The organism is Sporolactobacillus nakayamae (assembly GCF_900113325.1).
In the GTDB taxonomy this organism is placed as follows: domain Bacteria; phylum Bacillota; class Bacilli; order Bacillales; family Sporolactobacillaceae; genus Sporolactobacillus; species Sporolactobacillus nakayamae.
Map to the genome: position 1 here is coordinate 76,582 of NZ_FOOY01000013.1, position 15,336 is coordinate 91,917.

The 15,336-nt window shown below is 45.4% G+C and carries 12 protein-coding genes; 10 read left to right on the top strand and 2 right to left on the bottom strand.

The features are described 5' to 3' along the window. The first annotated feature begins 113 nt into the window (after nt 1-113). From speD to nspC, 5 genes are all read left to right on the top strand, one after another. Nucleotides 114-908, top strand: coding sequence for an adenosylmethionine decarboxylase (speD, locus tag BM003_RS10095; protein ID WP_218143241.1), 795 nt, complete (start codon nt 114-116; stop codon nt 906-908). A 13-nt stretch (nt 909-921) separates the two neighbouring features. Further along, nucleotides 922-2,370, top strand: a complete 1,449-nt coding sequence (locus tag BM003_RS10100) for an aminotransferase class I/II-fold pyridoxal phosphate-dependent enzyme (RefSeq protein ID WP_093672706.1) — start codon at nt 922-924, stop codon at nt 2,368-2,370. Between the two features lie 5 nt (nt 2,371-2,375). Then, nucleotides 2,376-3,227: a polyamine aminopropyltransferase gene (speE, locus tag BM003_RS10105; RefSeq protein WP_093672708.1), complete on the top strand. Its 852-nt coding sequence runs from the start codon at nt 2,376-2,378 to the stop codon at nt 3,225-3,227. Nucleotides 3,228-3,289: 62 nt separating this feature from the next. Next, nucleotides 3,290-4,489: a saccharopine dehydrogenase family protein gene (locus BM003_RS10110; RefSeq protein ID WP_093672710.1), complete on the top strand. Its 1,200-nt coding sequence runs from the start codon at nt 3,290-3,292 to the stop codon at nt 4,487-4,489. Nucleotides 4,490-4,500: 11 nt separating this feature from the next. Continuing rightward, complete coding sequence (gene nspC, locus BM003_RS10115; RefSeq protein ID WP_093672712.1) at nt 4,501-5,637, top strand: carboxynorspermidine decarboxylase; 1,137 nt, start codon at nt 4,501-4,503, stop codon at nt 5,635-5,637. A gap of 119 nt (nt 5,638-5,756) precedes the next feature. Here nspC and BM003_RS10120 read toward each other — a convergent pair whose 3' ends face one another. Next, entirely contained in the window at nt 5,757-7,988 is a 2,232-nt protein-coding gene (locus BM003_RS10120) for a glycosyltransferase family 39 protein (RefSeq protein WP_093672714.1), read from the bottom strand. 30 nt (nt 7,989-8,018) lie between these two features. Further along, complete coding sequence (locus BM003_RS10125; protein WP_093672716.1) at nt 8,019-9,005, bottom strand: glycosyltransferase family 2 protein; 987 nt, start codon at nt 9,003-9,005, stop codon at nt 8,019-8,021. A gap of 244 nt (nt 9,006-9,249) precedes the next feature. Here BM003_RS10125 and BM003_RS10130 point away from each other — a divergent pair, with 244 nt between their 5' ends. From BM003_RS10130 to BM003_RS10150, 5 genes are all read left to right on the top strand, one after another. Then, nucleotides 9,250-9,948 (top strand): response regulator transcription factor, encoded by a 699-nt coding sequence (locus BM003_RS10130; protein ID WP_093672718.1) that lies wholly within the window; start codon nt 9,250-9,252, stop codon nt 9,946-9,948. Next, the gene (locus BM003_RS10135; RefSeq protein ID WP_093672720.1) at nt 9,945-11,348 is read left to right on the top strand and encodes a sensor histidine kinase; all 1,404 of its coding nucleotides are present in this window, start codon (nt 9,945-9,947) and stop codon (nt 11,346-11,348) included. Before BM003_RS10130 ends, BM003_RS10135 begins: the two co-directional genes overlap by 4 nt. A gap of 409 nt (nt 11,349-11,757) precedes the next feature. Further along, a complete protein-coding gene (locus BM003_RS10140) occupies nt 11,758-12,909 on the top strand; it encodes a M20 family metallopeptidase (RefSeq protein ID WP_093672722.1) in 1,152 nt (383 codons plus the stop codon). Nucleotides 12,910-12,985: 76 nt separating this feature from the next. Continuing rightward, complete coding sequence (gene rarD / locus BM003_RS10145; protein ID WP_093672724.1) at nt 12,986-13,906, top strand: EamA family transporter RarD; 921 nt, start codon at nt 12,986-12,988, stop codon at nt 13,904-13,906. 133 nt (nt 13,907-14,039) lie between these two features. Beyond that, nucleotides 14,040-14,687, top strand: a complete 648-nt coding sequence (locus BM003_RS10150; RefSeq protein ID WP_245734197.1) for a helix-turn-helix transcriptional regulator — start codon at nt 14,040-14,042, stop codon at nt 14,685-14,687. Nucleotides 14,688-15,336: the final 649 nt, after the last annotated feature.

Consider the following 15,336-nt stretch of genomic DNA (forward strand, 5'->3'; position numbering starts at 1 on the left):
TAGCGAATGAATCGAGTTCTTTCGTTAGTACTAATCATGGACTTTTTTTCCTCTTAATTATTAAAACGCGATGTCATAATCATGAGTAACCGAGAAAGGTTGTGAGGATAGGGTTGGAAAATAAGCTAAAATTGTACGGCTTTAACAATCTCACGAAGTCGCTGAGCTTTAACATTTATGATGTGTGCTATGCGAAAAGTGAACGTGAGCAGCGAGACTATATTACTTACATTGACGAGCAGTACAATTCAGAGCGACTGACCCATATTCTCTGCCGAGTGACGGAAATGATCGGCGCCCATGTCCTCAACATCAGCAAGCAGGACTATGATCCCCAAGGTGCTAGTGTGACTATTTTAATCGCGGAGCAGGAATTTCCCAAGGATAAAATCGACCGTTCATGCAATCTTGGCCAATATGCCGATACCGTAGTCGGGCATCTGGATAAAAGCCATGTGACGGTGCATACGTATCCGGAATTCCATCCCGGCAACGCGATCGCGACGTTCCGCGTCGACATTGATGTGGCGACCTGCGGAGAAATCTCTCCTTTAAATACGCTGAATTACTTAATTGGCAGTTTTGACTCTGATATTATAACGGCGGATTATCGTGTGCGCGGGTTCACTCGCGATATGGACGGCAAGAAATTGTTCATGGATCATCCGATGACCTCAATCCAAAACTATATTGATAATGAGACGCTTGATAAATATGATGCCGTGGACATTAATGTGTACCAGGCAAACTTGTTTCATACCAAGCTGCTTATTAAAGAACCGGAATTGCAGAATTATTTGTTCAACCGTGATGTGCTTGAGATACCGCCAAAGGAGAGACTAAAGATTAGCAATAACCTCCGCAAAGAAATGATTGAAATCTTTAGTGGGGCAAATATATTTGATTAGTGGAGCAGTGAATATGACACATTTATCACAAGAACGTGCGCCGGTGCTTGAGGCGTTGAATCGTTATAAATCCATGCGAGTCGTTCCTTTTGATGTGCCGGGTCATAAGCGGGGCAAGGGAAATCGAGAACTGACTGAATTTCTGGGCGAGAAATGCCTAACAGTGGATGTTAACTCAATGAAGCCACTCGACAATCTCTGCCATCCTGTATCCGTGATCAAAGAGGCCGAGGAGCTCGCGGCTGAGGCGTTCGGCGCCAAACATGCTTTTTTCATGGTTAATGGAACGACATCCGCGGTTCAAAGTATGGTAATGTGCGCGTGCACGCGCGGCGAGAAGATCATCATGCCGCGCAACGTGCACAGGAGCGCCATCAACGCGTTGATTCTGAGTGGGGCCATTCCGGTCTATGTGAATCCTGGGGTGAATCATGAACTTGGAATCTCACTCGGCATGTCTGTGGCCGATGTGGAACAGGCAATACTGGAGAATCCGGATGCGAAGGCCGTGCTGGTCAATAATCCGACTTACTACGGTGTTTGCTCCAATTTGAAGGCGATCACTGAGCTTGCGCATCAACATAATATGCTTGTGCTCGCCGATGAAGCACATGGCACACACTTCTATTTTGGTGAAGGGCTCCCGGCTTCCGCAATGTCGGTGGGCGCGGACATGGCTGCAGTCAGCATGCACAAGTCAGGCGGCTCTCTGACACAGAGCTCGCTGCTTCTTGTCAACGGATTAAGCGAAGGCTACGTGCGCCAAATCATTAATCTGACACAGACAACAAGCGGTTCCTATCTGTTGATTTCTTCTCTGGATATTTCACGGAGAAATCTCGCACTAAGAGGCAAGGCTATTTTTGAGAAGGTCGCCAAAATGGCCGAATACGCGCGCGCCGAGATTAATCAGATCGGAGGCTACTACGCCTATTCACGTGAATTGATTAATGGCGATTCGGTTTACGATTTCGACCGCACAAAGCTCTCAGTACTGACACTCGATGTCGGGCTTGCGGGCATTGAAGTATATGATCTCTTACGTGATGAGTACGACATTCAAATTGAGTTCGGCGACATAGGCAACATTCTTGCCTACATCTCAATTGGCGACCGGATTCTTGACTTGGAGCGTCTTGTTTCAGCGCTGTCTGAAATCAAACGGCGCTATGCTAAGGATCGGGCAGGCATGCTTAGTCAAGAGTATATCCGGCCGCAAGTGGTGCTCGGTCCGCAGGAAGCTTTTTACGCGGAAAGCGAACCGACTCCGTTGGAACAGAGTCTCGGCCACATTTGCGGCGAGTTTGTCATGTGCTATCCGCCGGGCATTCCGATTCTCGCGCCTGGTGAAAAGGTGACGGCTGAAGTGCTCGAGTATATTCAGTATGCAAAGGAAAAAGGCTGTTTCTTGACCGGTACTCAAGACAGCCAGGTGAACCGAATACAGACCGTGAAGGAGTGATCGGATTGGAATTGTGGTTTACAGAAAAGCACACGGAAAACGTAACTTTTTCTATAAAGGTTGATCGTCAGGTCTATAGCGGACAAAGCGAGTTTCAGCGTATTGATCTTTTCGACTCATTGGAGTTCGGTCGTTTCTTGACACTTGACGGCTACATGATGCTGACGGAGAAGGATGAATTTATCTATCATGAAATGATCGTCCATGTGCCGATGGCTGTTCTGCCGGATGTTCAAAAAGTGCTCGTCATTGGCGGCGGCGATGGCGGAGCGGTCCGTGAACTCGTTCGCTATCCTGAAATTAAGCAGATTGATCTCGTGGAAATCGACGCCCAGGTCATCGAGGCATGCAAAAAATATCTGCCGCAGACTGCCGGTAAGCTGGATGATCCGCGGGTAACGATTCATTATGCCGACGGTCTTAAATTTGTTCGCTCAAAACAGGATGAATATGATCTGATCATTGTGGATTCGACCGACCCATTCGGTCCCGGTGAAGGGTTGTTTACGAAGGAATTTTACGGCAACTGCTATAAAGCACTTACGGACACCGGTGCAATGGTGAATCAGCATGAGAGTCCGTTCTATCCGGTTGACGCAGTAGCCATGCAGCGCGCTCATAAACGGATCATTGATTCGTTTCCGATCAGCCGCGTCTATCAAGCACACATACCGACCTACCCATCCGGACATTGGCTTTTCGGATTCGCGTCAAAGAAATACCATCCGGTTGAGGACTTTAACGCCTCCGGATGGAAAGCGAGAGGCATGAAAACCAAATATTATAATGACAAAATTCACGTTGGTGCCTTTGCATTGCCAAATTATGTGAAGGACCTGCTGGAAGAAATGGAATAAGGCTTGTTTGTCGATAATGCATGTATTGTATGGACAGGCTAAATTTAAGGAGGCGTTCTAATTTGGGTAAAGCATTAATTATCGGCGCGGGCGGTGTTGCAGGCGTTGTAGTACATAAATGTTGTCAGAACTCGTACGTGTATGAAGAAATTTGTATTGCAAGCCGCACCGTTTCAAAATGTGACGCGCTTAAGGCAAAGCTTAATGGCGGAAAGACGAAAATAACGACGGCGCAAGTAGACGCGAACAATGTTCCCGAATTGATTGCGCTGATTGAACGAGTGAAACCGGACATCGTTATTAATGTTGCGTTGCCTTATCAAGATTTAACGATTATGGACGCTTGTCTGGCGACCAAAGTAGACTATGTAGATACAGCCAATTACGAGCCGGAAGATACCGCGAAATTTGAATATAAATGGCAGTGGGCATACCGTGAACGCTTCAAAGAAGCGGGTATTACCGCCCTGCTCGGCAGCGGATTCGACCCTGGCGTGACGAGTGTATTTTCCGCATATGCGCAGAAACATTATTTCGATGAAATTCACTCGATTGACATTCTTGACGCCAACGCCGGTGATCACGGTTATCCCTTTGCGACCAACTTTAATCCGGAAATCAACATCCGTGAAGTGACGGCAAACGGAAGTTACTTTGAGAACGGTAAATTTATTGAAACCGAACCGATGTCCATTAAATCCGTCTATGATTTTCCTCAAATTGGTGAAAAGGATATTTATTTACTGCATCATGAGGAAATGGAATCACTCGCGCTCAATATCAAGGGCATTAAGAAGATCCGTTTCTGGATGACTTTTGGGCAAAGCTATCTCACACATCTTAAGGTTTTAGAAAATGTCGGAATGACTTCGATCGAACCAATCGAATTCGAAGGAAAACAGATTGTTCCGTTGCAGTTCCTGAAAGCCGTATTGCCGGATCCGGCCTCGCTCGGACCGCGAACAAAAGGCAAAACGAATATCGGCTGCATCTTCCAAGGCATTAAAGACGGAAAGCCGCGCACTTACTACGTCTATAATGTCTGTGATCATCAAGAATGCTACAAAGAGGTCGGTTCTCAAGCAATTTCCTACACAACCGGCGTTCCGGCGATGATCGGCGCTTCGATGGTGATGACTGGTAAATGGAAACGGCCGGGCGTGTTTACTATCGAAGAATTCGATCCGGATCCGTTTATGGACGCATTGAATAAATTTGGTTTGCCGTGGCACGAAGATTTCGCGCCGGCGCTGATTGATTAAGGGGTCTATGAATGAAGATTGATTTTACATCCGCACCGTCGCCAAGTTATCTCGTAGATGAACGGTTACTTGTTAAGAATCTGGAGATCCTCAAGCAGCTGCAGGATCGCACCGGCTGCAAAATTCTGCTGGCGCAAAAGGCGTTTTCAATGTTCGCGTTCTATCCGTTGATCGGAACCTATCTGAGCGGAGTCGCTTCCAGTTCTTTATACGAAGCACGGCTGGGTCGCGAGGAGATGGGTAAGGAAGTGCACATTTACTCGCCGGCTTATGATGAAAAAGATTTTGCCGATATACTTGAGGTCAGTGACCATATCGTCTTTAATTCATTCAGCCAGTGGGCGCGATTTAAGGATCAGGTGAAGCGTGCACCGCATGCGATTCAATGCGGGATGCGCATCAATCCGGAGTACTCGGAAGTAGAAACCGGGCTCTATGATCCGTGCGCACCGTTTTCGCGCATGGGGGTGACCGAGGCAAACTTTGATCCGGACGCTCTGGATGGACTTGACGGGCTGCATTTCCATACTCTATGCGAACAGAATTCAGACGCTCTTGAGCACACGCTCGAAGCAGTAGAGCGCAAGTTTGGAAAATATCTTAAAGATATGAAATGGATTAATTTCGGTGGCGGTCACCATATTACGCGCCAAGATTATGATCTCGACCGACTTGCACGATGTATTACCGCGATCAAAGAAAAGTATGATGTCGAGGTTTACCTTGAACCGGGGGAAGCAGTCGCATTGAATACCGGTTATTTGGTTTCGACCGTGCTTGACGTGTTCGAGAACGGAATGCCAATCGCGATTCTCGACACCTCAGCAACCTGCCACATGCCCGATGTTCTTGAGATGCCCTACCGACCGGAGATTATTGATGCCGGAAAACCGGGAGAACGGACCTATACGTACCGGCTCGGCGGACCAACCTGCCTTGCCGGCGATGTGATCGGCGACTACTCCTTTGATCATCCGCTTCATGTTGGCGACCGGCTTGTATTTTGCGATATGGCAATTTATTCGATGGTTAAAAATAACACATTTAACGGGATTGCGCTGCCCGCCATTGCATCGTATAACGACAAGGACGGCATTCACGTCATTAAGCAATTTAACTATGAAGATTTCAGAACACGATTGTCCTGATCACCCACACTAAATGAAATGAACCCGAGAGCGTTGCTGCTCGGGTTCATTATTGTTCTATGGGCTGCATGTCCATAGGTCGATTCAAGTGAAACGTTTGATTGATTCGGACGAATGGCTTAGAAATTATTAGTTCGAGGCAACCGCTGATCGTGAACCGCAGGCGCTGCCTTTGAACGCTGCATCTGCTCATGATCCTTGTTGCTGGCTTCCGTCTCATCCATGGTGAGCGCAACAGAGGCATAACAGAACAGCATCAGAATAGGAAGAATAAAAAGAGATAAATAGGCGCATTCGCTGATGTAAGGCTGATTCGCAGTTTGATAGACATTAAATTGGAGATCTTTTTTGTTGCCATGAATGCCGCGCTGTATTAAGCGGCCGCCCGGGTAGGCATCGCGCTGCCCGTAGCCCTTGCCGCTCATAGCGAAAATTAGGGAAGAACCGGATTCTCCTTTTACTTGAGAGATTCTAATTTCATCCTCTCCAGAAGCAGGAGTTGCGTGATTTAATTTAAAGGTCAGACGGCCGAGCGGCTTAGAAATACGGAATCTTTTTGAAAAAATGATTTTCCCCGTGTGCTTTCTTGTCACAACGACATGATAGGTTCCCTTTCTTTTTACACGACGAATGCCAAAGGAAATGCGGTTGTATCGTTCGGTCGCATGAAAAGTCTGAACGATGGGATGATGCGCGTCAACAGCTGCGCCCTTGTTTCCTACCGAGTAGCGTTGGTCGACAATGTACGTCCTTTGCGGCGATTTTATTTGTGTATACGCATAAAATCCCATGTATGCACATAGGATGACTGCCGCAAGCAGGCTTCCTGTGAGTATGAGCCTAAGCGTTTTACCCTGTAATGCAAAACGTAATTTTTTTTCCTTTTTAACAGTTAAGGCCTGTGTGAGTTCTTCAAAACCGAACATACTGCCGAGCAGAATAAACGGCGTAAAGAGCAGGCTATAGCGGGGCTCCGCCTCCCAGACAAAAACGTAAAAAACAAAGTTTCCGAACAGGCAGAGCTGGATCAACAAATTCAGGTCTGCTTTTTTGGTTCGGAAATAGCGAAAAACAGATAGCACCAGCAAAAAAATGTTCACTATGTAGAAGACTTGGATAATAAAAAGCGTGACTTGATTCTTATGATTGAAGAGATATTGATAGACATTGGTCGGATGGCTGGAGAGGTGAGTATACCAGTAATAGCCATGCGCGCCTACGCCCCATGTCCGGGCGGCTTTAATTCCCCACAGACGGATGAGCCCGGGCAAACCGTATTTTTCGGTCTCCTTCTTAATGTGCATGCTTGCCACTTGTTTTTTTGCCGCCTGATTAGGCTGATGCCTGATCAACTCATAATCATAACGATTATAACCGCCGTCACGTGAGAGTCCGAGCATGATCCAGTTCATCGAAGGCATGGATAATGATGCATTCGGAACGTAGCCGAAATGGTGTTCAATCTTTTGGGACGCGATACCGAATGCGCCGATAAGTATGCCGATGATTGCCAGATTGATCAGCACCTTTTTCCATTTCAACACAAAGAACATATAGATGCTCAGAGCCGGAAGAAACAGAATAAGATTTGGCCTGATCAAATAACCGATGCCAAGTGTCATTCCTAAAAGTAACATGTAACGGATCTTCATTGTTTTCCTGTACAGATACCACAGATAAAGAAGCGATACGGGAAATGCGATTGCCGCAGTGTCGGTGTAAAAGTACATCGTGTATAAGAAAAGCGGCAGGCAGGTCATGGTAAACAATAAAAAGATGCAGGCCATTCGTGCATCAAATAATTCTCTCACAAGCTTCCAGGACAGAAAGATACCAAAAAACAAAATAAGGGCGCAAAAGGTACGATCAATAATCATATAGCTCGCTATCTGTGCAAAACCACATACGTGGTAAAGAAAGTACCGCAACAGCGTGACCGGTATATTGTTCGGGTAAATCTGAAAATAAATACTTCCTGATGCGTGCCCGTGAGCAAGTAAATAGAGTGCTTCCGCATAAGTGTGCCCCCCATCAATAATTGGAGGCATAATCGAATGAAAAGCGATGATCAGTGCGCCCTCGAACAACAGCATAATAAAAAATAGACCGGCTGAAATTTTAGTAATCACCGGGTCCGTAAATCGTGCGAGCCACCGATAAACAGCGAGAAAGAAAAGAATGACAATCAGTGCAAAAAGCGCAAGAGAAAGCACCGTTTCCAAGAGTCCATGGTTATGTTTGAAAATTAATGGATAAAGAAAGCTAATGATCAGAACGGAAAGATAACATGATGCAAACGCAATGCCGAATAGCGAAAGCAAATGGTGTTTCAATCGTAAAATAGTTGCCACATCCCATCCGAGGACGGATCAAACACCGCCTCAAAGTGCTGTTGTTTTAAAGCGGTCCTTAGTTGTTGCTGACACTAACTGTTTTTCGATGGTGTAGCGCGGACGATGTTTGGTTTCTTTGAAAATCTTACCAATGTATTCGCCGATGACGCCGATTGCCGTGAGCTGCATGCCGCCAATCAACCAAATCGAAAGGATCATTGATGTCCATCCGCTGACTGCGTGACCGAGAACATGCTGGATCAGCGCATACAGGCCGATCAGAAACCCGACTCCGACAACAGTTCCCCCCAGAACGGTCACCATCCGGATCGGTACAATCGAAAAGGAGGTTATACCGTCAATGGCGAAATTAATCATTTTTTTCAGAGGGTATTTTGTTTTTCCGGCAAAACGTTCGGCACGATTGTAGTATACTTCGGTGCTTTTAAAACCAAGCAACGGGATCATGCCGCGCAGGAAAACATTCTCCTCATGGTAGTTGACAAATTCATCAAGCACCCGTCTGCTGAGTAAACGAAAATCAGCATGGTTCGGTATCATTTTGACACCGAGGCGCTCCATAACCTTGTAAAAAAGCAGTGCGGTGTTTCGCTTGAAAAATGTGTCCGTCTCACGTTTGTTACGAACGCCGTAAACGACATCAAACCCTTCATGGTATTTGATCAGAAAGTTGTTAATCGCATTTACGTCATCTTGCAGATCGGCATCAATTGTAATCACACAATCGGAGTATGGATTCGCTGTCTCCATGCCGGCGATTAGGGCATTCTGGTGGCCAAAATTGCGACTGAGTTTCAGGCCGGTGACTTCTTTATAGTCCTCGATCGAGTGTTTAATGACCGTCCATGTTCGATCGCGGCTTCCGTCATCGACGAATAGAAGGGTGCTCTGCGGCGAGATTAATTGGTCCCTGCAAGCGCGCTCCAAAGTGTCGCGAAGCCGCGATACCGTCTCAGTTAGGACCGCTTCCTCGTTATAGCATGGAACGACGATTGTCAGAATTGGTTTATTCATTGGTGATAGTCCTCCTACTGTTCCACTTCGTTCAGATCAGGAACAACCTTTTACAATGCCTATCTTAAACGTGAATTGTAACGTCGTAACAAATGCAGTATGAAATTATCATGAGATTTTTCTCATTCAATTCTCATGTTCTTTTCTTACAGCTCCTGCAAGGAATCGTTATAATAGAAGGTGTCTAAACGGTCTGAATAGATAGTGATCAATTTTTTAACCTTAGAAGAGATGGATAAGATCAATGAAAACTATAACGATACTGCTTGTTGAAGACGAGAAGAGTGTTGCTTCATTTGTTTCCACTGAATTAGGCTTTGAGAATTATGTGGTAGAAGAGGCTTATGATGGGGTACAGGCTCTCGATCTTTTTTTTCAGGACGAATCAAAGTGGGGACTGGTTTTGCTTGATCTGATGCTGCCGAAACTGAATGGACTGGAAGTCTGCAGGCGCATCCGGAAAAAGAGTCTGGTTCCGATCATCATCATGACTGCTCGAGATTATGTCGGTGATAAAGTTGCGGGACTTGATGGCGGAGCGGATGATTACATCACTAAGCCCTTTGAGATTGAGGAACTGCTGGCCAGAGTTCGAGTGGCTCTTCGGCGCAGGGACAGTTATGCCGCAGCGGCGGCGAGGCATATTTATCAGGTGGGAGATTTATATCTGGATATTGAGAAAAGAACAGCGACACGTCAGGGCAAAACATTCGATCTCACGCAACGTGAATTCAACCTTCTCTCTGCTTTGATGAAAAGCGAAGGCAAGGTCATGACCCGTGATGAACTGCTTTCTGAAGTGTGGGGTTTTGATTATATGGGACAAACCAATATTGTCGATGTTTATGTCCGCTATCTGCGCAATAAGATTGACAAAAATCAGCGAGCCAGATTGATCCACACCATTCGGGGAGTCGGCTACGCACTGAGGGTTGACGAATGAGAACATGGCTGACAATTTTCAGATTAAAAAAGAAAACGACGCTTTTTCAGATGAACTTCTGGTATATTTTGATTCTTTTGGTGACCGTGCTGTCTATTGGAGTCGCCGTCCTTTCGATCGTCAGTTATCAGCTCTACAAGGGCACTGAACAGGAAGTCGAGTATGTGGAAAAACAGTTGATTGTCGAATCGCGTGAAAAGAATCCGGATTGGACAGATTCTATTGAAACGATTCTCTATGTTCAGCATCCCGACTTTTATGTCCGCATTAAGACGCCGGATCGTAAAACGATTTATTCAAAGGGCAGTGAGAGTATTACGGATAATAACGCATATCTGTTCAAGCTCTCCCTTTTTTCATCCATTTCATTTAAAAAGAAATTTGTTCCCATCTACCATCATCAAGCGTCATACAATGGCTACACCTTTGATTTGTATGTCCGCATGATCAGTATACACAAATTTATCGTCGTGATGATCAAAGTGCTTGTTGTCTGCATTTTATTAGGCGTTTTGATTGGATCGCTGGCGATTTACCAGCTTTCGCGGAAACTAAGCCGGCCGCTCATGGATGTGACTCGGCTTATCAATCAAGTGACTGAAACAAATAATTTAAAGCAGCGCGTACCGGTTCCGGATCAACCGAAAGAAGTACGCGAGCTTGCTTTATCCTTTAATCAGCTTATGGGTCAGCTTGATGAGCAGATCGAGCGTGAGTTGCGATTTGTATCAGATGCTTCCCATGAATTACGAACGCCGCTTTCGGCAATACGTGGCCATGTTGAGCTTATACATCGGCATGGAACGAATCACCCTGAACTGATTCAGAAGTCATTTCATTTTATCGATCAGGAATCAAGACGAATGCAACGATTGATCGATCAACTTTTGATGATCGCACGTCTTGACCGTAAGTCAAAGGCACTCGAGGCAGTCAATTTGTCGATGATTGCAAATAATGTGATCGCGGACTATGCGCCAGGTCTTAAGCAGAAGTTTACTACCGATGTTGTTGATGGAATTTATGCCTGGGCGAATGAGGATTATGTACATCAGGTGATCGTCTCCCTGCTCGGTAACGCGCGCAACTATACGCCGAATGGCGGGTGGATTAAACTCACGGTCACTGGCGATTATGAATTTTCATATATACGCGTACAAAATTCGGGCACTACAATTCCCGATGAAGAAAAAGAAAATATTTTTGCGCGTTTCTACCGACTAGATAAAGCGAGATCCAGTGAACACGGAGGCTCAGGACTGGGACTTGCGATTGTTAAAGAGTTGATTGAACTGGATGGCGGCACAATTCGGGTCAAGGATATTGAGCCCTCGGGCAGCGAATTTATTGTCCAATTAAAGGCCATGACCCCTGAACAGTCGGCAAATGGCATTGGGTGACCGATTGATAACTCTTTTGCAGGTAGAGAAGTGGGGCGGTTTCGGCGATCTCAATAATGGATAAATCTCTTAGACTATAAAATTTTTATTGGGACTGCAGAAATCAACGGAATTTTGCTATACTTGTTGTTAAGGTTATGCCTCTATATAATTGCGGGTTCAAAAAGAGACTACATGATGATTCAGCCGATCAGAAATTTTTGGAGCTCAAAGGAGGAGTCATAATCCAGAGAAAGAAGGCAATTATTGTTCTGAACATTGGCAAGATTAAGTAATGACGAAGCTCACTTTTTAGTTTGAAAGAATCCTGAGTGGTGCTGCGCGCCGAATGATTGGCCTAATGAAATGAGCGATTTTATCACATGCAAAAATAAGGATCTTAAAATTCATCAGAAGTGGGGCAGAATAAGTGAACGACGAGAAAGCGATTGAGTTGCTCAAAAATCTATTGAAAATTAACACGACAAATCCTCCTGGTAATGAAGCGGAAGTGGTTGCTCTGATCCGGCCGTTGTTTGAGGCGGCAGGGATCGATACGGAGGTTGTCACTTATGGAGAAAATCGGCACCAGCTGATCGCAACGCTAAATGGCGCGGAACCCGGGAAGGTGCTCGCATTCACGGGGCATATGGATGTGGTTCCGGTCGGCGAGATTCCTTGGGACCACGATCCGTTTGGTGCCGAGGAAGCGGATGGAAAGATTTATGGACGCGGCGCCTCGGATATGAAGAGCGGTCTTGCGGCGATGATTGCCGCAATAATTGAGCTGAAGGAAGAAGCGGCCCCGCTTAATGGCACGCTCAAATTCATTGCGACTGTGGGGGAGGAAACCTCATCAATTGGTGCCGAGCAATTGGTCAATGGCGGCTATGTGGATAATCTTGACGCTGTGGTGATTGGTGAACCGACTGATAATGAACTGTCCATTGCCGAAAAAGGTGCGCTTTGGGTTCGGTTGACAACCTATGGGAAAACAGGCCACGGATCAACACCAAGCCATGGAATTAACGCCAATGAACATATGATTGCGATTCTCTCAAAATTTCAATCTGAGTTTCAATTTGACTATGAACCGGATGATTTGCTTAGTGAACCAACGTCTAGCATTGATGTGATGAGGGGCGGAAACGGAACAAATGTCATTCCGGATAAATGCGTGGTGGAAATAGATATGCGTACTTTACCATCGCAAAACCACGAGACGATCATCGCATCCATTCAAGCAATCATTGATGGAGTGAAAGAGGACATTCCCGAACTGAATACGACGGTTGAGATTATCAATGATATGAATCCGGTAAAAACACCAAAGGACGATGAATTCGTTCAGAGTCTTGTTAAAGTCATTGAAGGAGTGCGCGGCAAGAAAATTGAACCTTACGGGTTTTCGGGTTATACGGATGGCGCCTTTTTTTCAAAAGTAGAAAAAACATTTCCGATTACCGTTGTCGGACCGGGCTATCCGCCGGTCGCTCATCAACCGGATGAATATGTTGCCCGTGCACCGTTTTTCGACTCTATTCAAATATACAAGAAGATCGCTATTGATTTTTTGAGTTGACAAGGTGGGTTCATATGAACAGAGAGCTCGACTCAAGAGATCCATGCATGGCTGATCATTTTCCGGTGCTTCAGTTATGAATAAACATAATGAAATGCGTTCCGGCGTCCTTTATACATTTTTCGCTTTTTTTATATGGGGTTTTCTGACAATCTATTGGAAATGGCTGGGTTCAGTCGACTCTGGCGAGGTACTCGCGCATCGAATTGTTTGGGCGTTCGTATTCATGCTTGTAGTGATTCTCATGCGCAGGGAGTTTGGGGCGTTGCGGGATCAAACCAAATGGCTCATCCAACAACCGCGACAATTGCTTCTTGTACTGGTAAGTTCGATTTCGATTAGTGCTAACTGGATTATTTATGTCTGGGCGGTTGCTCATGCACATGTGATTGAGGCAAGTCTCGGTCTGTACATTATTCCACTTGTTAGTATGCTGATGGGAATCCTCTTTTTAAAAGAGCGTACTGGGGTAATGAAAATGTTTTCTATTATCCTGGCAATCATCGGTGTCCTCGTGATGACCTTCCGCTTTGGACACATTCCATGGCTTGCTTTAGCACTTGCCGCGACTTCCGGTGTTTATAGCCTGTGCAAAAAATTTGTTGTGTTTGAAGCTTACGTCGGTATGACCATTGAGACGATGTTGATGGTTCCGTTTGCAGTCATCTTTCTCATCAGCAATGGAATTCGAACGCCGGAATCCATAACTGTCTTTTCGGGAAGCACAGGCTTGCTTTTAGTCGGTGCCGGAGTGCTCACAGCACTTCCACTTATCTGGTTTGCGGAAGGTGCGAAACGTATTCCGCTGACCATGATCGGCTTTTTTCAATATATGACTCCTACTGCAGCCTTTTTCATTGGACTTTTTGTTTTCCATGAGCCGATTGATCGGATTCAGTTGTTATCTTTTCTCTTTATTTGGCTTTCTATAGTCGTTTATGCATGGAGTGAATTGACAAGAGCTTCTGAGAAAAAGCGGGAAGCGGCATCATGCTGAGAAGGCCTAGGAAACCGATAGATTGACAAGTACAGGTGGATGTCGGAAAATAAACATACTGATTTATTATTGTGATAATTATTTTTTCTTGTGATTCGATGAACAGTAGGGCGGTGGTTTTATTAACGCGGAGTTGGAAAGATTCAAAGATTTAGTCGATTTTCTAGGCGAAGTGCTCGGAGATGATATAGAAATCATTCTCCATGATGTAACGGATCTCGAAAATTCGGTTGTTGCAATTAGCGAAACAAATTTAAGTGGACGAGAAATTGGATCTCCAGTCACAAATTTGATTCTTAAGATGTTGAAGGAAGGGAGATCGCAACATAAATCGTTTATCACCAATTATGAGGGTGTTGCCAAAGACGGAACGGTTTTACGTTCGTCAACTTTCTTCATACGCAACGCAAAAGATGAGATCATCGGTATGCTTTGTATCAACATTGACTACAGAAAAATGGAACAGGTGATTGACTATTTGAATAAATTTGTTGGCGTTTGTAAACCAGCAAAGAAAAAGAGTCCGCCGGCAGTTGAACATTTGAGCCCCTCAATTGAGGATCTTGCTAAATCGAGTATTAAAGAGATCGTTGGCGGCGTGAATATTCCTCCCGAACGAATGTCTCAAGAAGAGAGACTGGAAATCATTGAGAAATTGAACGAAAACGGTATCTTCCTCTTAAAAGGGATTGTCAGCATTGTTGCTGAGGAACTATGCACCTCGGAGGCATCCATTTATCGCTATCTTAGCAAAGTGAAAAAAGTGCATGGAAGTGTGTGAAAAGAGTAACGTAAGGACCGGACTGAGACAACGGTCCTTTTTTTGTTGGTAGTGGGTCGTCTAGCTGACTTTCTGAATAGTAGACAAAAGAAACGCAGCAATCTGCTCCAAAAAGAGGTTAGACCGAAAACATATAAAATGACCGAACACGACCAAAGTCGAACCCAAGAGAGGAGAAGTCGAACCGAAGACCCGAAGTCGAAAACCGAACCATCGGAAAGTCGAACCGAACACGATCAAAGTTGAACCCAAGAGAGGAAAAGTTCAACCGAAGACCCGAAGTCGAACCGAACCATCGGAAAGTCGAACCGAACCCGATCAAAGTCGAACCTAAGAGAGAAAAAGTCGAACCGAAGAATAGAAGTTGAACCTAATGAGTGAAAAGTTGAACCGAACCCCTTGGAAGTTCAACCCAAGAGAGGAAAAGTTGAACCGAACCCCTTGGAAGTTCAACCCAAGAGAGGAAAAGTTCAAACGAAGACCAAGAGTTCAACCTAACGAGTGGGAAGTTAAACCCAATCCCTGGAAAGTTCAACCTAAGAGAGAAAAAGTCGTAGCGAACTCACCGAAAGTCGTAACGAATCCTCAGACTCGTAGCGAACCGTGAAAAAGACGTAACGAATGAACCCAAAGTAGTAACGAACTCACC